This window comes from Corynebacterium sp. USCH3 (assembly GCF_037619475.1).
Taxonomy (GTDB): domain Bacteria; phylum Actinomycetota; class Actinomycetes; order Mycobacteriales; family Mycobacteriaceae; genus Corynebacterium.
The window spans coordinates 39,016-60,191 of the sequence record NZ_JAQPZT010000002.1 but is presented as its reverse complement, the minus strand read 5'-3'; the positions used below and the strand labels follow the sequence as shown (position 1 = coordinate 60,191).

Here is a 21,176-nt window from a genome sequence, read left to right as displayed (position 1 = left end):
CGTTCACTCGAGATCACCACTGGAGATGATCTCGACCCGGCGGACTCCGTCCATGCCGGACAAGGACGTCGTCAGGGTGTCGACCCGGTGGCGCCCCACGAGTTCGAGGGTGACCGTGGCGGACCGTTCATCCTGTCGGCCGGGCGTGGCGCTGTGCTCCTGGTTCACCTGGCGGATCGTCCAGCCACTCCCGGTGATGGAGGTCAGGACCGCGCGCAACAGACCACGCCCCTCGTCGTAGGATACGTCGAGCAGAACATGGCTGTGCGGGCCGGGAAGTAGACGGGACAGGCGTCGGAGGCCGAAGGTGGTCACCATGTGCAGGACGGTGACGGCGAGTGCGAGTGACCAGAGACCGGCTCCGGCCGAGGCGCCGATCGCGGCAACCTCCCACACGGATGCGGCCGTGGTCAGACCGACGACGGCCCCACGTCGGGTGAGGATCAGCCCCGCGCCGAGGAAACCTATCCCCGAGACCACCGACGCCGCCACCCGCGACGGATCGTAACTGGTCTGCTCCGAGACGACATCGGCGAAACCGTACTTCCCCAGCATCACGAACAGGGCTGATGACGTGCCGACGATGGCCAGTGTGCCGGGGCCACCGTTGTGACCGCGCAGTCGCCGTTCCACGCCCACTGCCGTGCTCAGCGCGAATGCGAGCAGCAGCAGACCCACCTGGGGCCATAACTGGTCGGTGACCGGGATCATCCCTCCATGCTAAACCGCTGCTTCAGTGGTGTCAGGGGAGCTGGCCCTCGGAGTGCGTCGGGCGTGCCGCGTGGTCGCGGGTCCGACGGCGTTTCGTGACCTGTTCGGCGACGACCATGGCGGCGACGACCGCTGCGCCGAGGACGAACAGTCCCAGCGCAAGACCGGCCTGGTCCCCGGGAACCTGGATGGCGGCGTCGTCGTCCTGCCAGGGCCACAGTGCCCGCAGTGACCCCAGCAGCATGCCGGTCATGGTGAACAGGGTCAGGGTCCGGTGCTTGGTGAGGAGATGCTCCATCACGCGGACGAACAGCACCAGCCCTGTCAGTGCGCCGAGGCCGAAGACGAGGATGTAGGTCACGTCCAGGTCACTGACGGCGGTGAGCGTCGCCGAATAGATACCGATGGCGTAGAGGAAGAACGACCCGGAGACGCCGGGCAGGATCAGCGCGCACACGGCGATCGCGGCGGCGACGAACACCAGGAACAGGTTCGGGTCGGGATTCGTCGACGAGGAGAACCCGGTCGCGATGAAGGTGAACAGTGCACCGACGATGAACAGGGGGACGGCCACCGGCAGACGACGCTTCAGGTCGGCGGAGTCGATCATCAGCAACGGGACGACGATCGAGACGGCGACCATGCCGAGGAAGAGGCTCCGGGCGGGGATCGGGTGGTCCTCGACGAACGAGCCGAGGATGCCGGCCAGAGCGAAGACCATGGCGACCATGCCGACCGCCATGGGAAGCAGCATGGTCCAGTCCACCGCCTTGAACCGCCGGGCACCTTCGGCACGGTCCGAGGGGAATGCCTTCACAGCGTCCAGCAGCCGGTTGGCGTTGTAGAGGACCCGCTCGTAGGCGCCGGTGACCAGCGCGACGGTGCCGCCGGAAATACCGGGGACGAGCTCAGCGGAACCGATCATCCCGCCGCGGACGAGGTTGAAGACGACCGTCCCCGGGTTGAGGGGCGTACGTCCGAACGTCGGTGGCTGGACGTCTGGCTGTTCTTGACTGGGGGAGTTGTCTTTCACGGGCGTCATCGTATCCGGATTTCCCGGGGGAGGGTGAAACCTGCGTGCGCGACGCGTGTCCGGTCAACAGGGAGGCAGCCCGGGACGATCCTCTAGGATCGGCCGGGTGGGCATGACGACAGGCAAACGACGGGCACAGACTCAGGCACGGACACTGACGCTGGGCTACTGGCCCGGTGAGGGGATCGGTCCGGAGATCGTGGAGCCGGCGGTGGTCGCCACCACGACCGCGCTCCGCCACCATGGAGGGCACACCGTGCGGTGGGTGCCGCTCCTTCTCGGTCGTGAGGCCTTCGGGGAGACCGGTCAGATCCTGCCGGACGAGACGTGGTCGGCGGTGCAGGCGCTCGACGGTTGGGTGCTGGGACCGCACGACAACGCGTCCTACCCGCCGGGCGCGCGGCGGCAGCAGAATCCGTCGGCGGCGCTGCGCGTGCGTGCGGACCTCTGGGCGAACATCCGGCCCGTCCGCGGCCTGCCGGGGGCGGTGGCCCCGGAGATGGACCTGGTCGTCGTGCGCGAGAACACCGAGGGGTTGTACGCCGACCGCAACATGTTCGCCGGCTCCGGGGACCTGAAGGTCACTCCGGACGTTGCCCTGGCGATCGGTACATTCACCCGGCAGGGGGTACGCCGTATCGTCCGACGTGCCGGTCAGCTCGCCGCCGAGCGGGGAGGGGTGCTCACCGTGGCGCACAAGGCCAATGTCCTGGCACGCACCTCGGGGATGTACCTGGAGGAAGCTGAGGCCATGGCGGCCGACACCGGTGTGGAGCTGCGGCCGGTGCACATCGACGCGCTGTGCGCGGACCTGGTGACCCGTTCGGACCGTCACCGGACGATCGTGGCGGAGAACATGTTCGGCGACATCCTCTCCGACCTGACCGCGGCGCTGGGCGGGTCGCTGGGCGCGGCGGGCAGCGTCAACGCCGGCGACCGCGCCGTGATGGCGCAGGCGGCCCACGGCTCAGCCCCCGACATCGCCGGGCAGGGCATCGCCAACCCGGCCGGTGTGATGAACTCCGCCGCCATGATGCTGGGGCACCTCGGTTTCCCGGAGGCGGGCGACGCGCTCGCCACTGCGGTCCGGGACGCCCTGACATCCTGTCCGACCCAGGATCTCGCCGGACCCGGGGGAGCGGGCACGGAAGAGTTCTCCCGGACCGTATTTGCACAGCTCGGAGGGGTCGTGTAGCCTGCAGTCTGTTAACCGTCTGTCCGCAGACGCGCGACGGTGCCGCAACGCTGAACGCTGGCGGAACGGTGCCCCTTGTCCATCACTAAGAACAATCCGTCTCGGAGCAACTTCACATATGCCCACCAACAACGTTCCTCAGGTAGCCGTCAACGACATCGGCTCCGCTGAGGATTTCCTCGCCGCAGTCGACGCCACCATCAAGTACTTCAACGACGGTGACATCGTCGAAGGTACCGTCGTCAAGGTCGACCACGACGAGGTCCTGCTTGACATCGGATACAAGACCGAGGGTGTCATCCCCTCCCGCGAGCTGTCCATCAAGCACGATGTCGATCCCGGCGAGGTCGTCGAGGTCGGCGACGAGGTCGACGCCCTGGTCCTCACCAAGGAGGACAAGGAAGGCCGCCTGATCCTGTCCAAGAAGCGCGCACAGTACGAGCGCGCCTGGGGCACCATCGAGGAGCTCAAGGAGAAGGACGAGCCGGTCATCGGTACCGTCATCGAGGTCGTCAAGGGCGGCCTCATCCTGGACATCGGTCTGCGTGGCTTCCTGCCTGCGTCCCTCGTCGAGATGCGTCGCGTCCGCGACCTTCAGCCGTACATCGGCCAGGAGATCGAGGCCAAGATCATCGAGCTCGACAAGCAGCGCAACAACGTCGTCCTCTCCCGCCGCGCATGGCTCGAGCAGACCCAGTCCGAGGTCCGCTCCGAGTTCCTGCACCAGCTGCAGAAGGGCCAGGTCCGCAAGGGCGTCGTGTCCTCCATCGTCAACTTCGGTGCGTTCGTCGACCTCGGCGGTGTCGACGGTCTGGTTCACGTCTCCGAGCTGTCCTGGAAGCACATCGACCACCCGTCCGAGGTCGTCACCGTCGGTGACGAGGTCACCGTCGAGGTCCTGGACGTCGACCTGGACCGCGAGCGTGTCTCCCTGTCGCTGAAGGCCACCCAGGAAGATCCGTGGCGCGTGTTCGCCCGGACCCACGCGATCGGTCAGATCGTCCCGGGCAAGGTCACCAAGCTGGTTCCGTTCGGTGCCTTCGTCCGCGTCGAAGAGGGCATCGAGGGCCTGGTCCACATCTCCGAGCTGGCCGAGCGCCATGTGGATGTCCCGGACCAGATCGTCACCGTCGGCCAGGAGCTCATGGTCAAGGTCATCGACATCGACCTCGAGCGTCGTCGGATCTCCCTGTCCCTGAAGCAGGCCGACGAGGACTTCGCCGAGGAGTTCGACCCGTCCAAGTACGGCATGGCCGACTCCTACGACGAGCAGGGCAACTACATCTTCCCGGAGGGCTTCGATTCGGAGACCAACGAGTGGATGGAAGGCTTCGACGAGCAGCGTGAGGCATGGGAGGCCCGGTACGCAGAGTCCGAGCGCCGTCACAAGACGCACGCCGCCCAGATCGAGCGCCACCGCGCCCAGGCCGCCGAGGCTGCCGACAACGGCTCCTACTCCAGCAACTCGGACAAGCCCGCTGCCGCCGCCACCGAGGAGACCACCTCCGACGCCGGCTCGCTGGCCTCCGACGAGCAGCTCGCCGCTCTGCGCGAGAAGCTCGCCGGCTCCGGTGAGTAGTACTCCGTCGCTCAGTCTGCGGTGATCCGCTACTGAGTACCCGGTCTGACCCGCCCCACCCCGTCACGGGGTGGGGCGGGTCTTCCGTATTCCTGACCCTTATCTTTTCCATCGTGAAGTTCTATGATGTGGAGAATGCTGTCCCACTCAGCGACGGCAGTTCATCCCTGTCACCTGACCTAGGCGGAACCACACCATGGCATCGGCAACCACAGACACCTCCCGGCACATACTCCGGGAGATCGGGGGAGCGGACAACGTCTCCTCCCTGACCTACTGCGCGACCAGACTCCGCTTCGACCTCGTCGACCGGTCGAAAGTCGACAATGACGCTCTCGACAGCGACCCGGCTGTTCTGGGGGTCGTCGAACAGGGAAGCACCGGTCTCCAGGTGGTGATGGGAGGAGGGGTCGCCGACTACTACAACGCCATCGTCAAGGAACCGGGGATGGGGGACGCGGAGTCTCGCTCGTCGTCGAAAAAGGAGTACGGAGGGGTCCGTGGCCGGTACGACTGGGTGAACTACTGCTTCGAGTTCCTCTCGGACACCTTCCGGCCCGTGCTGTGGGCACTACTGGGGGCTTCCCTGATCATCACGATGCTGGTCCTGGCAGACACCTTCGGCTGGCAGGACTTCCGTGCCGACATGGCGGACCAGCCCGACGGCTACGTCCTGTTGCACGCCATGTGGCGGTCGGTGTTCTACTTCCTCCCGATCATGATCGGCGCGACGGCGGCCCGGAAACTGGGTGCCAACGAGTGGGTCGGCGCCGCGATCCCCGCGGCGCTGCTGACTCCGGAGTTCCTGTCCCTCGGCGAGGCCGGGGAGACAGTCCACATCTTCGGTGTCCCCCTGGTGCTCAACGACTACTCCTCGCAGGTCTTCCCGCCGCTAATTGCGGCGATCGGGCTGTTCTGGGTGGAGAAGGGACTGAAGAAGGTCATTCCTTCCGCGGTCCAGATGGTCTTCGTCCCGTTCTTCTCCCTGCTGATCATGATCCCGGCCACGGCCTTCCTCCTGGGCCCCTTCGGCATCGGCATCGGTAACGGGATCTCGGACTTCCTGCTGTGGCTGAACGGCGTCTCGCCCTTCATCCTCGCGGTCATCATCCCGCTGCTGTACCCGTTCCTCGTCCCGCTGGGTCTTCACTGGCCGCTCAACGCCATCATGATCCAGAACATCGCCACCCTCGGGTACGACTTCATCCAGGGGCCGATGGGTGCCTGGAACTTCGCCTGCTTCGGTGTCGTCGCCGGCGTCCTGTTCATCTCCTTCCGCGAGAAGAACAAGGGGATGCGACAGGTGTCCCTGGGCGGTCTGATGGCCGGACTGTTCGGAGGGATCTCCGAACCCTCGCTCTACGGTGTCCTCCTGCGGTTCAAGAAGACCTACGTCCGCTTGCTTCCGGGATGTCTCGTCGGCGGTATCATTATCGGCTTCTTCGACGTCAAGGCGAGTGCCTTCGTGTTCACCTCGCTGCTGACCTTCCCCGCGATGGACCCCTGGGGCGGCTACCTCATCGGTATCGCCGCGGCTTTCGCTACCTCGATGCTGCTGGTCGTCTTCTTCGACTACCGAGGGAAGGACGAGAAGGCGGAGGTTCTCGCCGGCCTCGCCGCTGAACAGGGGAGGGAGGACGGGGAAGAAGGTGCGGCCATCGGGCCGTCCGGGGCAGAGGCCACCGCGTCAGTCGGGAAGACTGCCCTGCGGCCGGGAGCAGTCACCGTGATCACCGCGCCCGTGGAGGGGAAAGTGGTCCCGCTGACGGAGGTGGACGACCCGGCCTTCTCCTCCGGGGCACTCGGGCAGGGAATCGCGGTTGAACCGTCCGGTGACACGGTCGTGGCACCGGCGGACGGAACGGTCCTCACTGTCCAGAACACCGGTCACGCCGTCGGACTGCGGCTCGACAACGGAGTCGACCTGCTGGTCCATATCGGTATCGACACGGTGAAGATGGGTGGGGCAGGTTTCGAGGTCCTGGTCGAGAAGAAGCAGAGGGTGACCGCCGGTACCCCGTTGATCCGCTTCGACGCCCTCCGGATCCGTGACGCCGGCTACTCCGCCGTCACCCCCGTCGTCGTGGTCAACACCAGGAAGTTCGGGAGCGTCGAGGGAATGCCGGCACCGGTGGCGGCATTCGGTGACGACGTCATCACCGTCACCGCGAAGACTGCCGAGGAGCCCGCCGGCAGCGTCAGCGCGGGCTGAGTTCCAGGCGGCGTAGTACCTGGGCATTCAGGGCGACCACCACCGTTGATGCCGACATCAGTACCGCTCCCACGCTCATCGGGAGAACGAATCCGACCGGGGCCAGTACCCCGGCAGCCAGCGGAACGGAGACCAGGTTGTAGCCCGCCGCCCACCAGAGGTTCTGCGACATCTTGCGGTAGGTGGCGCGGGAGAGGTCGATGACGGACAGGACGGAGCGGGGGTCGGAACTGGCGAGGACCACTCCCGCTGATCCGATGGCGACGTCAGTACCTGCACCGATGGCGATGCCCACGTCGGCGGCGGCCAACGCGGGGGCATCATTGACACCGTCGCCGACCATGGCGACCCGGCGTCCCCGGTCGTGGAGTTCCGAGACTTTCGCCGCCTTGTCTTCGGGCCGTACTCCCGCGAGCACCCGGTCGATGCCGAGGTCGGTGGCTACGGAATCTGCGACCGCCTGGGCATCACCGGTGATCATCATGACCTGCACGCCCCGCGCGTGCAGCGCCTCGACGGCGCCCCTGGACTCGGGCCGGATCTCGTCGGCCAACCGCAGTGCGCCGGCGACCGTACCGTTGACGAGGACATGGAGGATGATTGCACCGTCGTCGCGCCAGCGGTCGACGTCGACCAGTTCGGATATTCCGTGGTTCTCGAGGAGGTGGGGGCCGCCGACCTCGACGGTGGCACCATCGACGGTAGCTTTCACCCCGACTGCCGGGGACGAGGAGAACTCCGTCGCGTGGGGAACCGTGAGTTCCCGCTGCCGGGCCGCGTCGGTGATGGCCGTGGCCAGTGGATGTTCGCTGTCAGCCTCGGCGGCTGCCGCGGCGGAGAGGACCCCGTCCTCGTCAAGCCCGGCGTCGCCGAGGGTGATTCCGGTGACGGTGGGTTCACCCCTGGTGAGCGTCCCGGTCTTGTCGAACAGTACGGTGTCCACCGACCGCATGGACTCCAGGGCGAACCGGTCCTTGATCAGGATGCCTGCACGGGCGGCCCGCTCAGTGGCGATCGAGACCACCAGCGGGATAGCGAGGCCGAGGGCATGGGGGCAGGCGATGACCAGGACCGTGATCGTCCGGACGACGGCGTCCTCCGGTCGGCCGGCGGCGGACCAGACGACCGCGGTCAACGCTGCGGCACCGAGGGCGAACCAGAACAGCCACCCCGCTGCGGTGTCGGCGAGCCGTTGAGCTTTCGACGAGGAGTCCTGAGTCCGTGGCCACGGTGGCTGCGACCACCGTGTCACCGACCTCCCGGCGGACGGTCGCCGACTCGCCGGTCACCATGGACTCGTCCATCGACGCCGAACCGTCCACGATCGTCCCGTCGGACGGCACCGAGGCTCCTGGCTGGACGACGACGATGTCGCCCAGCTCAAGCTCACCGGGGGCGACCGTGGTGACGGTGCCGCCCTCCGACACCTTCTCCGCCTCGTCCGGTAGTAGTGCGGCGAGAGAGTCGAGCGCCGAGGACGTCTGGGCCAGTGACCGCATCTCGATCCAGTGCCCCAGCAGCATGATCACCACCAGGAGTGCCAGTTCCCACCAGAAGTCGAGTTCGTGGCTCAGCAGGTGGAGGCTGGCACCCCAGGAGGCGATGAAGGCGACCGAGAGTGCCAGCGCGATGAGCAGCATCATCCCCGGTCGCCGGGACCTGATCTCCTCCCAACCACCGGTCAGGAACGGGCGCCCTCCCCATACGTACATGACGGTCCCGAGGACGGGTGATATCCAGCCGGTGAGTCCGTCATCCGGCAGGGGGTAGCCGATCAGGCTGGCGAACATGTCGTTGAACACCACCACCGGCACGGCGAAGATCAGCATGACCCAGAAGAGTTGCCGGAACTGGGCGACGTGGTCGCCGTGCCCGGAGTGGTCGTGCCCGGAGTGTTCGTGCTGGGTGTGGTGGTCGTGCATCTGTCGGTTCTCCTCCTCAGGCCCCGGTCGCGCGGCTACTCTGCCGGACGGATCTCGCTTTCAGTGACCCACTTGTGGTTCGTCATGGTCATGCCGTCGGCCTCGTAGTCGACCATGTAGACGGTCTCGTCGGTGGAGCTGTCGATCGTGGCTTCGGCCCCTTTCATCCCCGCCATGTGGTCGGCCTCCAGGGTGGCGGTCGCTCCGTCGTCGAGCCGGTCGTCGCCGACGTCGGCGAGCTCCTCCTGGACGACCCACCTGTGGTCGGACACAGGCTCACCACCGTTGGTGGGTGTGTAGGACACGGAGTAGGTGTAGGTGTCGAAGGCTCCGGCGATGGTGGCGGTCGCCCCCTCCATCCCTGACATGTGGTCGGCCGTGAGCAGGACTTCTGTGCCGACGGGGTACTCGGGGGCCTCCGCCTCGCTGATGCCTTCGGGGGCGGGGCCTCCGTCGGCGGGGTGGTCCATGTGCTCCATGTGGTCCATGTGACTGTCGTCGCCGGCGGAGTCGGTCGCTGTGCTGTCGTTCTGGTCGGAGCTGCATGCCGTCAGTGCCAGCGCGACGCTGAGGACCGCTGCAGTGGCGACGGAGGAGAGGGTGGATCGGCGTTTCATCAGGGTGGTCCCGCTTTCTGGTCGATGTCTCGTATACCCCTAGGGAGTATACGCACCGTTCCTGTGCGTACCCCCGTGTGAGCGTGGTGGCGCAGCGAAAGCCCCGTACACCGACAACGGTGTACGGGGCTCGGCGGTGGTGGGGGCCGTCGATGTGACGCCGGGGGATTAGACCGGCGTCACCTCCGCGATCGCGTGGAGCGTCTCCAGCTTGGACGCCTTGCGCAGCTGAACCTTCCAGCTCTCCCCGTCCTTCTCCGTGAAGAAGGCGACCTTCGTCGGGAGGACGATCGGCTTGGCGAACTCTACCGAGTACTTCCCGGCGGGCGGCAGGAGGCCCTCCAGACCACTGAGGATCCGGGCTGCGGACCACATACCGTGGGCGATTGTCGCGGGGAAGCCGAAGGCCTTCGCCCCCAACGCCGACACGTGGATCGGGTTCTTGTCGCCGGAAGCGTCCGCGTAGATCTTGATGCCGGCCTGGTCGACGGGCCAGGTGGCCGTCGGAGTGGGATCCGCCGGGACCTCGGGACGGTCGAACAGGGACCCGGTGTCCTCGTCACGGCCGGAGACCGTGGCGTCGGCGGACGACGACAGTTTGGCGCCCTTGGCGAGGAAGCCCGACGTCTGCCTCCACACCGGGGCGTCGCCGTCCTCTCCCTCGACGAACACCTCGGTGACCATGTCGATGAGCAGTCCCTTACGGTGCTTCCGCAGATTCTCCGCGTGCGTGCGGATGTGCAGGACATCGTCGACGGTCAGTGGGCGGGACTGCTCGATCACGTTGGTCAGGTGCACACCCCCGACGGCGTTGAAAGGGAAGTCGTCGGTCGACATCACCTTCATCACCAGGGCGAAGGAAATCACGTAGGGGTAGGTGTACGGCAGTTCATTGCCGAGGCGGAGCCCGGTGGCGTCCGCGTACGCGGCGAGGTGGGGAATGTCGATGGTGACACCCTTGACCTCGAACCCCGTCGACGGGTCCTTCGTGGCTGACCGCTTCGCGCCGACCACAGGAACCATGTTCTTGGCGGCACCCTTGTACTCCGTCATCAGGTCGGGGATGGCGGGGAGTTCCTTGTAAGTGACAGTCACGGTGGGGTTCCTTCCTAGGCGCCGAGCAGGTTCTGGCCGCAGACGCGTACGGTGTTGCCGGTCACGGCGTTGGACGCGTTGCCGGCGAAGTAGGCGATGGTCTCGGCGACGTCGACGGTGTGGCCACCCTGGGCCAGGGAGTTGAGGCGACGTCCGACCTCGCGGGTGCCGAAGGGCATTGCGTCGGTCATGGCGGTCTCGATGAAGCCCGGGGCCACGGCGTTGACGGTGATCCCCTTGTCGGCGAGTTCCTCGGAGAAGGAGTCGACGAGACCGACGACGCCGGCCTTGGTGGTCGCGTAGTTGGTCTGGCCACGGTTGCCGGAGATGCCGGCCATCGAGGACACGCCCACGACACGTCCGCCGTCAGCGAGGCCACCGTTGCGCAGCAGACCCTCGGTGATGCGGACCGGTGCGACGAGGTTGATGTTCTGGACCATGTTCCAACGGCCCTCGTCCATGTTGGCGAGCAGCTTGTCGCGGGTGACCCCGGCGTTGTGGACGATGATGTCGACCTTGCCGCCGTGGCGCTCCTCGGCATGGGCCTTGATCTTCTCCGCGGCGTCGGGTGCGGTCACGTCGAGCGGAAGGGACGACCCCTTGACCTCGTTGGCGGTCTCTGCGAGCCCCTCGCCGGCGGCGGGGATGTCCACGCAGATGACCTTGGCGCCGTCGCGACCGAGGACCTTGGCGATGTCAGCGCCGATGCCGCGGGCGGCGCCGGTCACGACGGCGATCTTGCCGGCCAGCGGGGCGTCCCAGGACTCGGGGGCGGTGGAGGCGTCTGCGGAGACGCGGATGACCTGGCCGTCGACGAAGGCGGACTTGCCGGACAGCAGGAAGCGCAGGGTCGACTCGACTCCGGTGAGATCGGAGGAGGTCTCCGGCGCAACGTAGACCAGCTGCGCCGTTGCTCCGCGGCGCAGCTCCTTGGCCACCGACCGGGTGAAGCCCTCGAGGGACCGCTGGACGATGTGCTCGTCGCGGTCCTTCACCAGTTCGGGTGTGGTGCCGATGACCACGAGACGAGCGCAGGGGAGCAACTTGCGCATCTGCGGGTTGAAGAAGTCGAAGAGCTGGTGGAGTTCTTCCGGTGTCGTGATGCCGGTGGCGTCGAAGACAAGGGCGGCGCGCTTGGCGTCGGTCCCCGCGTCGACGAACTGGTAGTCACCATTGAGCAGCGGCTTCACGCCGGCTGCGACGCGGCCTTCGCCGCCGATGACCACCGGACCGTCGAGAGCGGGCTCGCCCTTCTTGTAGCGGCGCAGCGGCTCTCCCTGGGGGACGCCGAGCTTGCCTGCGAGACCGGAATTGACGACCTGATCGAGCAGGCCCTTGTTGGAGGAAGACAACGTTCGTAACTCCTTGGTAGTGGATCCGTTATTCGAAAGCGTACCTACGGCCGCTCGAACAATGTATGTTCACATTTGTACCCTAGTATGTGACCCCGAACCACGTCTCGAGATTCCGTGACGAGGGTTACATAAAAGTTCAGGGGCCGGACCAGACGGGACCGCACCGGTAGACTTCCGGGACACGTCTGACCGACACCACGATCCACGACAACACACGATGGAGAAACATCCTGATGACTACTTCGCCTCGTAAGGTCGCCATCCTCGGCGGCAACCGCACCCCTTTCGCGCGCTCCAACAAGGAGTACGCGAATGCCTCCAACCAGGACATGCTGACTGCTGCCATCAATGGACTGGTCGCCCGTTACGGCCTGCAGGATGAGCAGTTGGGCATGGTCGTCGCCGGAGCAGTTCTCAAGCACGCCCGCGACTTCAACATGACCCGCGAGGTCGTGCTCGGGTCTGCACTGAACTCCCAGACGCCCGCGTTCGACCTGCAGCAGGCCTGCGGAACGGGCCTGGCGGCCGCCATCCAGGTCGCCGACGCCATTGCGCTGGGACGTATCGACGCAGGTATCGCCGGTGGCACCGACACGACCTCCGACGCACCCTTGGCGGTCAACGACGAACTGCGCAAGACCCTGATCAAGGTGAACAACGCCAAGACCACCGGTGAGATGGTCAAGTTGCTGGGGTCGGTGCGGCCCTCCCAGATCGCCCCCGAGCAGCCCCAGAACGGTGAGCCGCGTACCGGCTTGTCCATGGGGGACCATGCCGCAATCACCGCCCGCGAGCTCAATGTGACCCGGGAGGACCAGGACAAGCTGGCCGTCGAGTCCCACCAGAAGCTCGCCGCCGCCTACGACGCGGGCTTCTTCGACGACCTCGTGACCCCGTACCTCGGTGTCCAGCGCGACACGAACCTTCGCCCGGACTCCTCGCTGGAGAAGTTGGCCAAGCTCAAGCCGGTCTTCGGCAAGAAGGATGCGGCAGACCACGGCACCCAGGCGACCATGACCGCGGCCAACTCGACCCCGCTCACCGACGGTGCCTCGGCGGTGCTGCTCGCGTCTGAGGAATGGGCCGAAGCCCACAACCTGCCGGTTCAGGCCTACCTCGTGGACTCCGAGACCGCCTCGGTCGACTTCCTGCACGGGCGTGACGGCCTCACTCCGGACGGACTGCTGATGTCCCCGACCTACGCGGTTCCGCGTCTGCTGGAGCGTAACGGCCTCACCCTGCAGGATTTCGACTTCTACGAGATCCACGAGGCCTTCGCCTCTCAGACCCTGGCCACGCTGCAGGCCTGGGAGTCCGAGGACTACTGCCGTGACCGCCTCGGCCTGGACGCACCCCTGGGCGCCATCGACCGTGCGAAGCTCAACGTCAAGGGCTCGTCGCTGGCCGCCGGCCACCCCTTCGCAGCTACCGGCGGCCGCATCATCGCCACCGCAGCCAAGACCCTCGAGGAGAACGGCGGCGGTCGTACCCTCGTCTCGATCTGCGCCGCCGGTGGGCAGGGCGTCACCGCCATCATCGAGCGCTAGTCGCTTCACCTGCTCCACTGTGTCTGCGGACCATGGGGCGCCCCTGCGGTGACCGAGGTCACCCCAGGAGTGTGTCGACGTCCGAGCGCAGCATCGCGGTGTTGTATCCGGACCACGTCGTCATGACGAAGTACAGTCGCGACGGGTCCGTCGGAGCCTGCATCGGCAGCATGAACGCCCCGTAGGCGTCCGGAACCTGCAACCGGGAGACCACGGTGTGCTTCCTCGACCACGGGCCCTGGGGGGTGTCGGACTCGCGCAGGACGATGCCCTCGGTGGATTCGTACATCGCCAGCCAGGTCCCACGGTGCTCGTTGTACTGTACCGACAGTTCGGAGACCCGGCCGTCGAGGACTTTCGCCGCGGACGCGGAGTCGGTCGACCAGCCGGTGCCGTTCCAGTACTCGGCCGCTGACCAGTCCGGGAACGCGTCCTGCGCAATGCGGGCGAGCCTGGCACTCCCGTCACGCCCGCTGGGGGTGCCGTAGGCGTAGACGTAGTCGGTGCCGTCCTCCCTGTGTTTGGTCAGTGCCGTCATCTGGAAGGTGTCGACCGTCGGATGCCCAGTAGTCACGTCGGTGATCCGTGAGTTCGACGAGGCGTTGCCCGACACCCGCGTCGAGTCCTCGACCGGGGTGAAGGTCGTGCCGCCGTCGTCCGAGACGACGGTCTGCGCGTAGTTGGTGGTCCACTGGCCGGCGCTGCCCCAGGACCGCACCGACATGAAGTCCACGTACTGCCTGCCGTCGACCTCGATTCCCGACGTCGGAATCTTGGTGTGCTCGATCCCCGGTTGTTTCAGCGAGGTGGGGAGAAACTCGCCTGACCGTCCTCCGTTGGCGGTTCCGTCGATGACCAGACCGTCCGAGGGGTCCTTGTCCGAGGAGGTGAACAAGGCGTTCGAGTGCCAGCCGTCTCCGGAGGCGGCGCAGCCGAAACTGTCGCCGAAGGCGATGAGGGTCCGACCGTCCCCGGCGTCCCACATGAAGCCCAGGTCGGTGGAGGCCAGGCCCAGGTCACTGGTCCGATCCGGACTGTTCGGCCCGGTCACCATGTACATCGCCTCGGTGGTCCCCCCGAGGTTCGGCAGGTCCCAGGGGGTGTCCCCGGCCCAGGAGGTGAGGGAACCTGACGTGTCCGAGCTACCCGAGCTACCGGAGCTTCCGAGCGAACCTGACCCGGAGCTCAGCAGGGCGGACGCCCGGTCGACGAGGCCGGGGGAGTACGTGTCGCAGGGTGCGGCGCTGGCGGAGGCGCTGCCGAGGATCGCGGCCGCGGACGCAGTGACGACCGCTGTGAGTGACAGCGTCGACACCCGTCGGAGAGAAGAGGTGAACATGGGACTCCTGAGGTGAAACATCATCAGAGTTATATGAGTGAAGAATTATGACTATAGTTCACTCTCATGACCCTCACCTCTGAACGTCGTACGACGACCCGCCCCGCATCGCTGACCACCGCCGGTGCGGCGGCTGCGGTGCTTGCGGCAGGAATCCTTGTCGCGCCCGGTGTAGCAGCTGACACGACGGAGCCGGATTCGACCGACATCACCGAGGCTGCGCCGGCGCTCCCGGACGTCCGTGAGATCGACGGCTCGACCGGAAGCCTGTTGAACCGGGACATCGGCACAGGTGACCAGGCGTTCTGTGCTGATTTCGGCGCGAAACTCGAGGACTTGGCGGGGCAGTGGGCGGTCGCTGTCGAGGGGCTGGATGAGGGCGAGGCATGGAAGGCGGCCAACGAGATCCGCATCCTCTTCACGAACACGGAAGCCGCGAACTTCCAGTGCCTGACCGCGGCGGGCGCCGCGCTGACCTCGTCCGGCAACGGCTCCCTGATCGGATCCTGACGTCACCGGCGGGGAGCGGTATCCTTGACGACATGCGCATCATCGGCCTGACAGGCGGTATCGGTTCCGGGAAGACGACGGTGGCGGAGCGGCTCCGGCAGAAGGGTGCTTTCGTCGTGGACGCGGACAAGATCGCCCGCGAAATCGTCGAACCCGGACAGCCCGCTCTCGCGGAGCTCGCTGAGGCGTTCGACGGGGTGATCACCCCGGAGGGCGGGCTCGACCGGGCTGCGCTCGCACGCCAGGCGTTCGCATCGACAGGCGCCACGGACACCCTCAACGCGATCACCCATCCACGCATCCGGGCGCGGACCACCGAACTCTTCGACCGTGCCGCCGCTGACGGTCGTGAGACCGTCGTCTACGACATGCCCCTGCTCATCGAGAACGGGGAGACGGAGACAGTCGACACCGTCCTCGTCGTCGACGCCCCTGACGACGTCCGGATCGCACGCCTGGTGGCGTCCCGGGGCCTGGACGAGGACGACGCACGTCGTCGGCTGGCCGCTCAGGTTGACCGGGAGACCAGACTCTCTGCCGCAGATGTCGTCCTGGACAACAGCGGGGACCTGGACTCGCTGATCGCCCAGGTCGACGCGTTCTGGGACGAGGTGTAGGGCACATGGCCTTCGCCGCAGAACATCCCGTCCTCTCAGAGTCCGAGTTCCGTCCCGTCGGGGACGTCGAACGCAGTGACGCCCGCTTCGAGGTCATCAGCGAGTACGAACCCGCGGGTGACCAGCCCGCCGCGATCAAGGAGCTCGATGAACGTCTGAGCCGGGGGGAACGTGACATCGTCCTCATGGGTGCCACCGGTACCGGTAAGTCGGCGACGGCCGCCTGGCTGATCGAGCAGCAGCAGCGCCCCACGCTGGTGATGGCACCGAACAAGACCCTCGCGGCACAGCTGGCGAACGAGCTGCGTAGCCTGCTCCCCAACAACGCCGTCGAATACTTCGTCAGCTACTACGACTACTACCAGCCCGAGGCGTACATCGCGCAGACGGACACCTACATCGAGAAGGACTCGTCCATCAACGACGACGTCGAGCGACTGCGGCACTCCGCGACCTCGAACCTGTTGTCGCGCCGCGACGTGGTAGTGGTCTCCTCGGTGTCCTGCATCTACGGTCTGGGAACGCCGCAGTCGTATCTCGACAGGTCGGTGGTCCTCAAGGTCGGTGAGGAGGTCGAGCGGGACCGGTTCCTCCGGCTCCTCGTCGACATCCAGTACGACCGAAACGACGTCTCCTTCACCCGTGGGGCATTCCGGGTCAAGGGGGATGTGGTCGACATCATCCCCGCCTACGAGGAACTGGCGGTGCGCGTGGAGTTCTTCGGTGACGAGATCGACAGCCTCTTCTACATCCACCCCCTCACCGGCGACGTCATCCGTGAGGTCGAGGAGGTCCGTATCTTCCCGGCGACGCACTACGTGGCGGGGCCGGAACGGATGGAGAAGGCGATGGAGGACATCCGGGACGAACTCGAGAAGCGCGTGGCAGACTTGGAGGGGCGGGGAAAGCTCCTCGAGGCGCAGCGGCTCCGGATGCGTACCGAGTACGACCTCGAGATGATCCAGCAGGTCGGTTACTGCTCCGGCATCGAGAACTACTCGCGCCACGTGGACCAACGTGAGGCAGGTTCGGCACCTGCGACGTTGATCGACTACTTCCCTGAGGACTACCTCACCATCATCGACGAGTCGCATGTCACCGTCCCGCAGATCGGTGGAATGTTCGAGGGCGACATGTCGCGCAAACGAAACCTCGTCGACTTCGGTTTCCGGCTGCCGAGCGCGTTGGACAACCGCCCCCTGACGTGGGAGGAGTTCGACGACCGTAAAGGCCAGTGTGTGTACATGTCGGCCACTCCGGGCGACTACGAGATGGCTGCGACGGGGGGAGAGTTCGTCGAGCAGGTCATCCGTCCCACCGGGCTGGTCGACCCGAAGGTCGAGGTGCGCCCGACCGAGGGGCAGATCGACGACCTCATCGAGCAGATCCGTCAACGGGTGGACAAACAGGAACGTGTCCTGGTGACCACGCTGACCAAGCGCATGGCAGAGGACCTCACCGACTACCTGCTGGAGCACGGGGTCCGGGTCAGGTACATGCACTCCGACATCGACACCCTCAAACGCGTCGAGTTGCTGCGTCAGCTCCGTCTCGGCGAATATGACGTCCTGGTCGGGATCAACCTGCTGCGCGAGGGGCTGGACCTGCCTGAGGTGTCGTTGGTGGCGATTCTCGACGCGGACAAGGAGGGCTTCCTGCGGTCGGAGCGGTCCCTGGTGCAGACCATCGGGCGTGCAGCCCGCAATGTCTCCGGCGAGGTGATCATGTACGCCGACAAGATCACGGACTCCATGCAGCACGCCATGGACGAGACGGACCGGCGCCGTGCCAAGCAGATCGCCTACAACGAGGAGCACGGGATCGACCCGCAGCCGTTGCGCAAGGCGATCGCGGACATCCTCGACCAGGTGTACGAGAACCGTGGTGACGACGCAGACAGCACCTCCACCGGTTTCGGTGCGGACGTCAACGTCGCCGCGGGCGACTCGGCGGCGGCCGGGGCGCAGGACGCCGGGTCGATGGCACGGCCGGAACTCGAGCGGTTGATCGCCGATCTCACGACACAGATGCAGGACGCGGCCAGAGAGCTGAAGTTCGAGCTCGCGGGGAGACTGAGAGACGAGATCGCCGACCTCAAGAAGGAACTCCGCGGCATGATCGAAGCAGGGATCTGACTGGGGTAGGATTTCGTGTGGAAACCATCCACGATCACAGAGGGCTGGCAGTGAGCGATAGCACCACCTATGAGACCATCGTCGTCGGAACCGACGGATCATCGTCATCCGTTCTGGCGGTGAAACGGGCAGCAGCACTGGCCGCGGCGTTCGATGCCCGGCTCGTCATCGGTTGCGCCTACTACAAGAACGCTGAATCGGCGGTGAAGGCCATCCGGATGGATTCGAAGACGGTGGTCGGTGGGGACCCGGCGCAGGAGAATCTGGCTGCTGCAGTCGCCGCGGCTGAAGAGGTCGGCGCGACGAAGGTCTCCACCGCGGTGAAGGAGGGGGCACCGGTCGACGCGCTCATGGCGATCGTCACCGACGAGTCGGCGGATCTGCTCATTGTCGGAAACCGCGGCATCAACTCTCTGACCGGCCGGCTCCTGGGGTCGGTACCGGCGGACGTCGCGCGTCAGTCCGACTGCGACGTGATGATCGTCCACACGGTGTAATCTCACGCCCTCCGGTGCAATTCCCGGACCTCACCGGCCAGGGAGGGGTCGGGGCCGTCGACGACGATACCGGGGAGAATCTCCCGGATCCGCACCGGTGCGACCGGTGACGGGGGTCGACCGTCCCCGGCCGCCCAGGACGCGAACTGGGTCGCGGAGGTGGCGTAGACGATCCGGCCGAGTCCCGCCCATCCGTGGGCTGCCGCACACATCGGGCAGTGCTCGCCCGACGTGTAGACCGTGCACCGTGCCCGTCCTGTGGCGCTGAGGTTCGCCACGGCCCATTCGGCGGCGGTGAACTCCGGGTGCCGCATTGGGTTGGAGTCGGAGACGACACGGTTGCGGTCGGAGAAGAGGACCGTGCCGTCCTCATCGACCAGAACGGTGCCGAACGGGTCGTCACCGGCATGGAGGGCCTCCCGCGCACGGTCGACGGCGAGACGGAGATAGTCGCGGTCACTGCCTGATATACCCACAGAGCCCATTCCTACCAGGGCAGCGGCCGGTCATGGACGAGGGTGAGGCCCTGTGTCGCTCGCGTGACGGCGACATAGAGGTCGTTCAACCCCTGGGGCGACGCCTCCGCGATCTCCCCGGGTTCCACCAGGACGACCTCGTCGAACTCGAGGCCTTTGGCCCCGTTGACGTCGGAGACGACGACGGTGGCAGTCCCGAACCGCTCGTCCAGTTCGCTGACATGCGGGGCGGCCGCGATGACGCCGACGAGACCTGCTCCGGCAGCGTCGACGGCCCCGTGCACCGCCGCGGCGAGCTCCGACACCGGGAAGCCCCTGACCCCGCTGCCCGTGTCCCGCAGGCAGGCCGGGGCCTCCTGGTCCGGGGCGATCTCGGCGAGGATGCGTGTGGCGATCCCGCTGATGTCTGACGGTGTCCGGTAGTTCACCGTCAGCTCGTGAAGTTTCCACCGGTCGTTCACGAACGGCTGGAGCGCCGACGCCCAGTCCTCGACCCCGGCCGGACTGCCCGTCTGGGCGGGGTCACCGACCAGCGTCATCCACCTGTTCGGGGAGCGTCGGAAGATCATCCGCCAGGCCATCGACGAGAGTTCCTGGGCTTCGTCGACGATCACATGTCCGAACGCCCACGTCCGGTCGGCGGCGGCGCGTTCGGCGGTGGACATCGACGACCGGACACGTTGCCGTTCAGCAAGTTGTTCGGCGTCGATGACGTCGTAGGCCATCAGGATCTCTGCGTCAGTTCCGTCGTCGAGGTCCTGGTAGGCGGAGCCGCTGAGGATGTCGAGTGCCTCCTGAGCCTCGTCGACCTGGGCTCTCCACCGTCGGCGCTCCTCGGCTTCAGCCTCCTCGGCGCCTGCGATGCCGAGAATTTCGGCCAGCTCGTCGAGCAGGGGAGCGTCAGCCTCGGTCCAGTCGTCCGGCTTGTCCTCGCGCAGCAGGGCGTGCCGGGTCAGGTCATCGTACTCGGCGGCGGCCGAGTCAACGGCCTGCGAGGAGCCGAACAGTCCGGCGAGCACCTCCTCGGCGGTGAGTTCGGGCCACAGCGCATCGACGGCGTCGGCAACCGCGGGCTCCTCGGCCAGGTCCTCCCGCAACTGCTCGCGGTCGGAGGCAGTCAGCAGATTCTCCCCGCCGAGGGGGTCTGCACCGATGGACTCGGCCATGGCGTCGCACATGAGATCGAGCACCGCATCGCGGAAACGTCCACGGGCAAGGTTGTGGGGGCGGTGCGTCCGCCGGGCGCGTGTCCGTGCCTGCCGTGCGATGGCCGGAGTCAGCGACACCGGCACACCGTCGATGACGAAGTTCACCGGCTGCGCAGGCACGGTCTGCAGGTCGCGGACGGCGGCGGCGAGGATCTCGAGCATCTCCAGGGAACCTTTGACTTCCTGGGTGGTCAGAGTCTCTGCGCCCAGGGGACGTGCGGTGATTCCCGGCAGCAGCGATCCCGGGGTCGCCAGGACGACCCCGGTTTCGCCGAGGCTCGGCAGGACCTGCGAGATGTAGTCCAGGAAGCGACGGTTGGGGCCGATGATGAGGACACCGGTGTTCGACAGCTGCTCACGCCAGGTGTACAGCAGGTAGGCCGTCCTGTGCAGCGCCACCGCCGTCTTACCGGTTCCGGGGCCTCCCTGAACCACCGTGACACCGCGGTGCTCCTCCCGGATGATCCGGTCCTGTTCCGCCACGATGGTGTCGACGATGTCGTGCATGTGCCGGTCCCGTGCGCGGTTGACCGCATGCAGCAGAGCGCCTTCCTGCGCCACGGAGCCGTCCCTGTCGCCGGCCGTGACACCGTCCTCCCCGCCGGGGCCACCGGAGAGACGTTCATCGGCGACGTCGGTCACGGTACGGCCACGGGTCCTGATGTGCCGGCGGACGTGGACGCCCTCGGGGTGGAGCGTCGTCGCGAGGTAGAACGGTCGGGCAAGGGGGGCCCGCCAGTCCATCAGCAGCGTCCGCATCTCGTCATCGGTGGTGTGCAGCCCGATCCTGCCGATGTAGCGGCGGTCAAGGGCAGGTTGTCCGGGGACGTCGGTGACCGGGTTCTCCGGTTCGTCGTCGTCGACGTCGATGCGTCCGAAGAACAGGCCGATCTCCGCCGCAGAGTACTCGTCGAGGCGACCGGCGACCTCATAGGTCTCGTGGTCGCGTTCGAGGAGAGTCTGCGGCTGATCTATGTCGGCGCGACGGCGCTGTGCCTTACGCATCCGCTCGGTGAGCCGTTCCCTGGACTCGTCGACGACAGCGAGCAACGCGTCGAGGTGCTCCTGCTCCGCCGTGATCTCCGGGGTCTCGGAAGGGGTGTCGCTCATGGTCTCCTGAATCTCGTG

General features: G+C 66.5%; 16 protein-coding genes and 1 pseudogene. 8 read left to right on the top strand and 9 right to left on the bottom strand.

From position 1 onward, the window contains the following. Positions 1-3 precede the first annotated feature (3 nt). Both PQI66_RS03540 and PQI66_RS03535 read right to left on the bottom strand, forming a co-directional pair. Complete coding sequence (locus PQI66_RS03540; protein ID WP_339996085.1) at positions 4-711, bottom strand: MgtC/SapB family protein; 708 nt, start codon at positions 709-711, stop codon at positions 4-6. Positions 712-742: 31 nt separating this feature from the next. Next, positions 743-1,753 carry a DUF368 domain-containing protein gene (locus PQI66_RS03535; protein WP_445227992.1) on the bottom strand — a complete coding sequence of 337 codons (1,011 nt, stop codon included), beginning with the start codon at positions 1,751-1,753 and terminating at the stop codon, positions 743-745. A gap of 103 nt (positions 1,754-1,856) precedes the next feature. Between PQI66_RS03535 and PQI66_RS03530 the strand changes: the two genes are divergently transcribed. The 3 genes from PQI66_RS03530 to PQI66_RS03520 all read left to right on the top strand — a co-directional run bounded on the left by PQI66_RS03530 (position 1,857) and on the right by PQI66_RS03520 (position 6,730). Next, positions 1,857-2,939 (top strand): isocitrate/isopropylmalate dehydrogenase family protein, encoded by a 1,083-nt coding sequence (locus PQI66_RS03530; RefSeq protein WP_339996082.1) that lies wholly within the window; start codon positions 1,857-1,859, stop codon positions 2,937-2,939. Positions 2,940-3,057: 118 nt separating this feature from the next. Continuing rightward, positions 3,058-4,518 carry a 30S ribosomal protein S1 gene (gene rpsA / locus PQI66_RS03525; protein WP_339996080.1) on the top strand — a complete coding sequence of 487 codons (1,461 nt, stop codon included), beginning with the start codon at positions 3,058-3,060 and terminating at the stop codon, positions 4,516-4,518. A 196-nt stretch (positions 4,519-4,714) separates the two neighbouring features. Then, positions 4,715-6,730, top strand: a complete 2,016-nt coding sequence (locus tag PQI66_RS03520) for a glucose PTS transporter subunit IIA (RefSeq protein WP_339996078.1) — start codon at positions 4,715-4,717, stop codon at positions 6,728-6,730. On the opposite strand, the pseudogene PQI66_RS03515 reads toward PQI66_RS03520, so the two are convergent. The 4 genes and pseudogenes from PQI66_RS03515 to PQI66_RS03500 all read right to left on the bottom strand — a co-directional run bounded on the left by PQI66_RS03515 (position 6,717) and on the right by PQI66_RS03500 (position 11,716). Beyond that, positions 6,717-8,652: pseudogene (locus PQI66_RS03515) on the bottom strand (heavy metal translocating P-type ATPase). The gene PQI66_RS03520 and the pseudogene PQI66_RS03515 sit on opposite strands and share 14 nt — an antisense overlap. 35 nt (positions 8,653-8,687) lie before the next feature. Next, complete coding sequence (locus PQI66_RS03510) at positions 8,688-9,269, bottom strand: YdhK family protein (RefSeq protein WP_339996077.1); 582 nt, start codon at positions 9,267-9,269, stop codon at positions 8,688-8,690. 168 nt (positions 9,270-9,437) lie between these two features. Beyond that, positions 9,438-10,364, bottom strand: a complete 927-nt coding sequence (locus PQI66_RS03505) for a MaoC/PaaZ C-terminal domain-containing protein (protein WP_339996076.1) — start codon at positions 10,362-10,364, stop codon at positions 9,438-9,440. A 14-nt stretch (positions 10,365-10,378) separates the two neighbouring features. After that, positions 10,379-11,716, bottom strand: coding sequence for a 3-oxoacyl-ACP reductase (locus PQI66_RS03500; protein WP_339996075.1), 1,338 nt, complete (start codon positions 11,714-11,716; stop codon positions 10,379-10,381). Positions 11,717-11,952: 236 nt separating this feature from the next. On the opposite strand from PQI66_RS03500, the gene PQI66_RS03495 reads away from it, so the two are divergent. Next, entirely contained in the window at positions 11,953-13,266 is a 1,314-nt protein-coding gene (locus tag PQI66_RS03495; RefSeq protein WP_445227991.1) for an acetyl-CoA C-acetyltransferase, read from the top strand. Between the two features lie 58 nt (positions 13,267-13,324). On the opposite strand, the gene PQI66_RS03490 is transcribed toward PQI66_RS03495, so the two are convergent. Then, positions 13,325-14,605, bottom strand: a complete 1,281-nt coding sequence (locus tag PQI66_RS03490; RefSeq protein WP_339996073.1) for a DUF4185 domain-containing protein — start codon at positions 14,603-14,605, stop codon at positions 13,325-13,327. Between the two features lie 66 nt (positions 14,606-14,671). Between PQI66_RS03490 and PQI66_RS03485 the strand changes: the two genes are divergently transcribed. Genes PQI66_RS03485 through PQI66_RS03470 form a run of 4 tightly spaced genes read left to right on the top strand, consistent with a single transcriptional unit; the run spans position 14,672 to position 18,364 of the window. Further along, a complete protein-coding gene (locus tag PQI66_RS03485) occupies positions 14,672-15,115 on the top strand; it encodes a hypothetical protein (RefSeq protein WP_339996071.1) in 444 nt (147 codons plus the stop codon). A 32-nt stretch (positions 15,116-15,147) separates the two neighbouring features. Continuing rightward, entirely contained in the window at positions 15,148-15,732 is a 585-nt protein-coding gene (gene coaE / locus PQI66_RS03480; RefSeq protein WP_339996069.1) for a dephospho-CoA kinase, read from the top strand. Positions 15,733-15,737: 5 nt separating this feature from the next. Next, positions 15,738-17,867 (top strand): excinuclease ABC subunit UvrB, encoded by a 2,130-nt coding sequence (gene uvrB / locus PQI66_RS03475; protein ID WP_339996067.1) that lies wholly within the window; start codon positions 15,738-15,740, stop codon positions 17,865-17,867. 50 nt (positions 17,868-17,917) lie between these two features. Next, complete coding sequence (locus tag PQI66_RS03470; protein WP_145943194.1) at positions 17,918-18,364, top strand: universal stress protein; 447 nt, start codon at positions 17,918-17,920, stop codon at positions 18,362-18,364. A gap of 2 nt (positions 18,365-18,366) precedes the next feature. Here the strand turns inward: PQI66_RS03470 and PQI66_RS03465 are convergent, their stop codons facing one another. Next, positions 18,367-18,849 carry a nucleoside deaminase gene (locus PQI66_RS03465; protein WP_339996065.1) on the bottom strand — a complete coding sequence of 161 codons (483 nt, stop codon included), beginning with the start codon at positions 18,847-18,849 and terminating at the stop codon, positions 18,367-18,369. A gap of 2 nt (positions 18,850-18,851) precedes the next feature. Beyond that, complete coding sequence (locus PQI66_RS03460; protein WP_339996064.1) at positions 18,852-21,158, bottom strand: HelD family protein; 2,307 nt, start codon at positions 21,156-21,158, stop codon at positions 18,852-18,854. Positions 21,159-21,176: the final 18 nt, after the last annotated feature.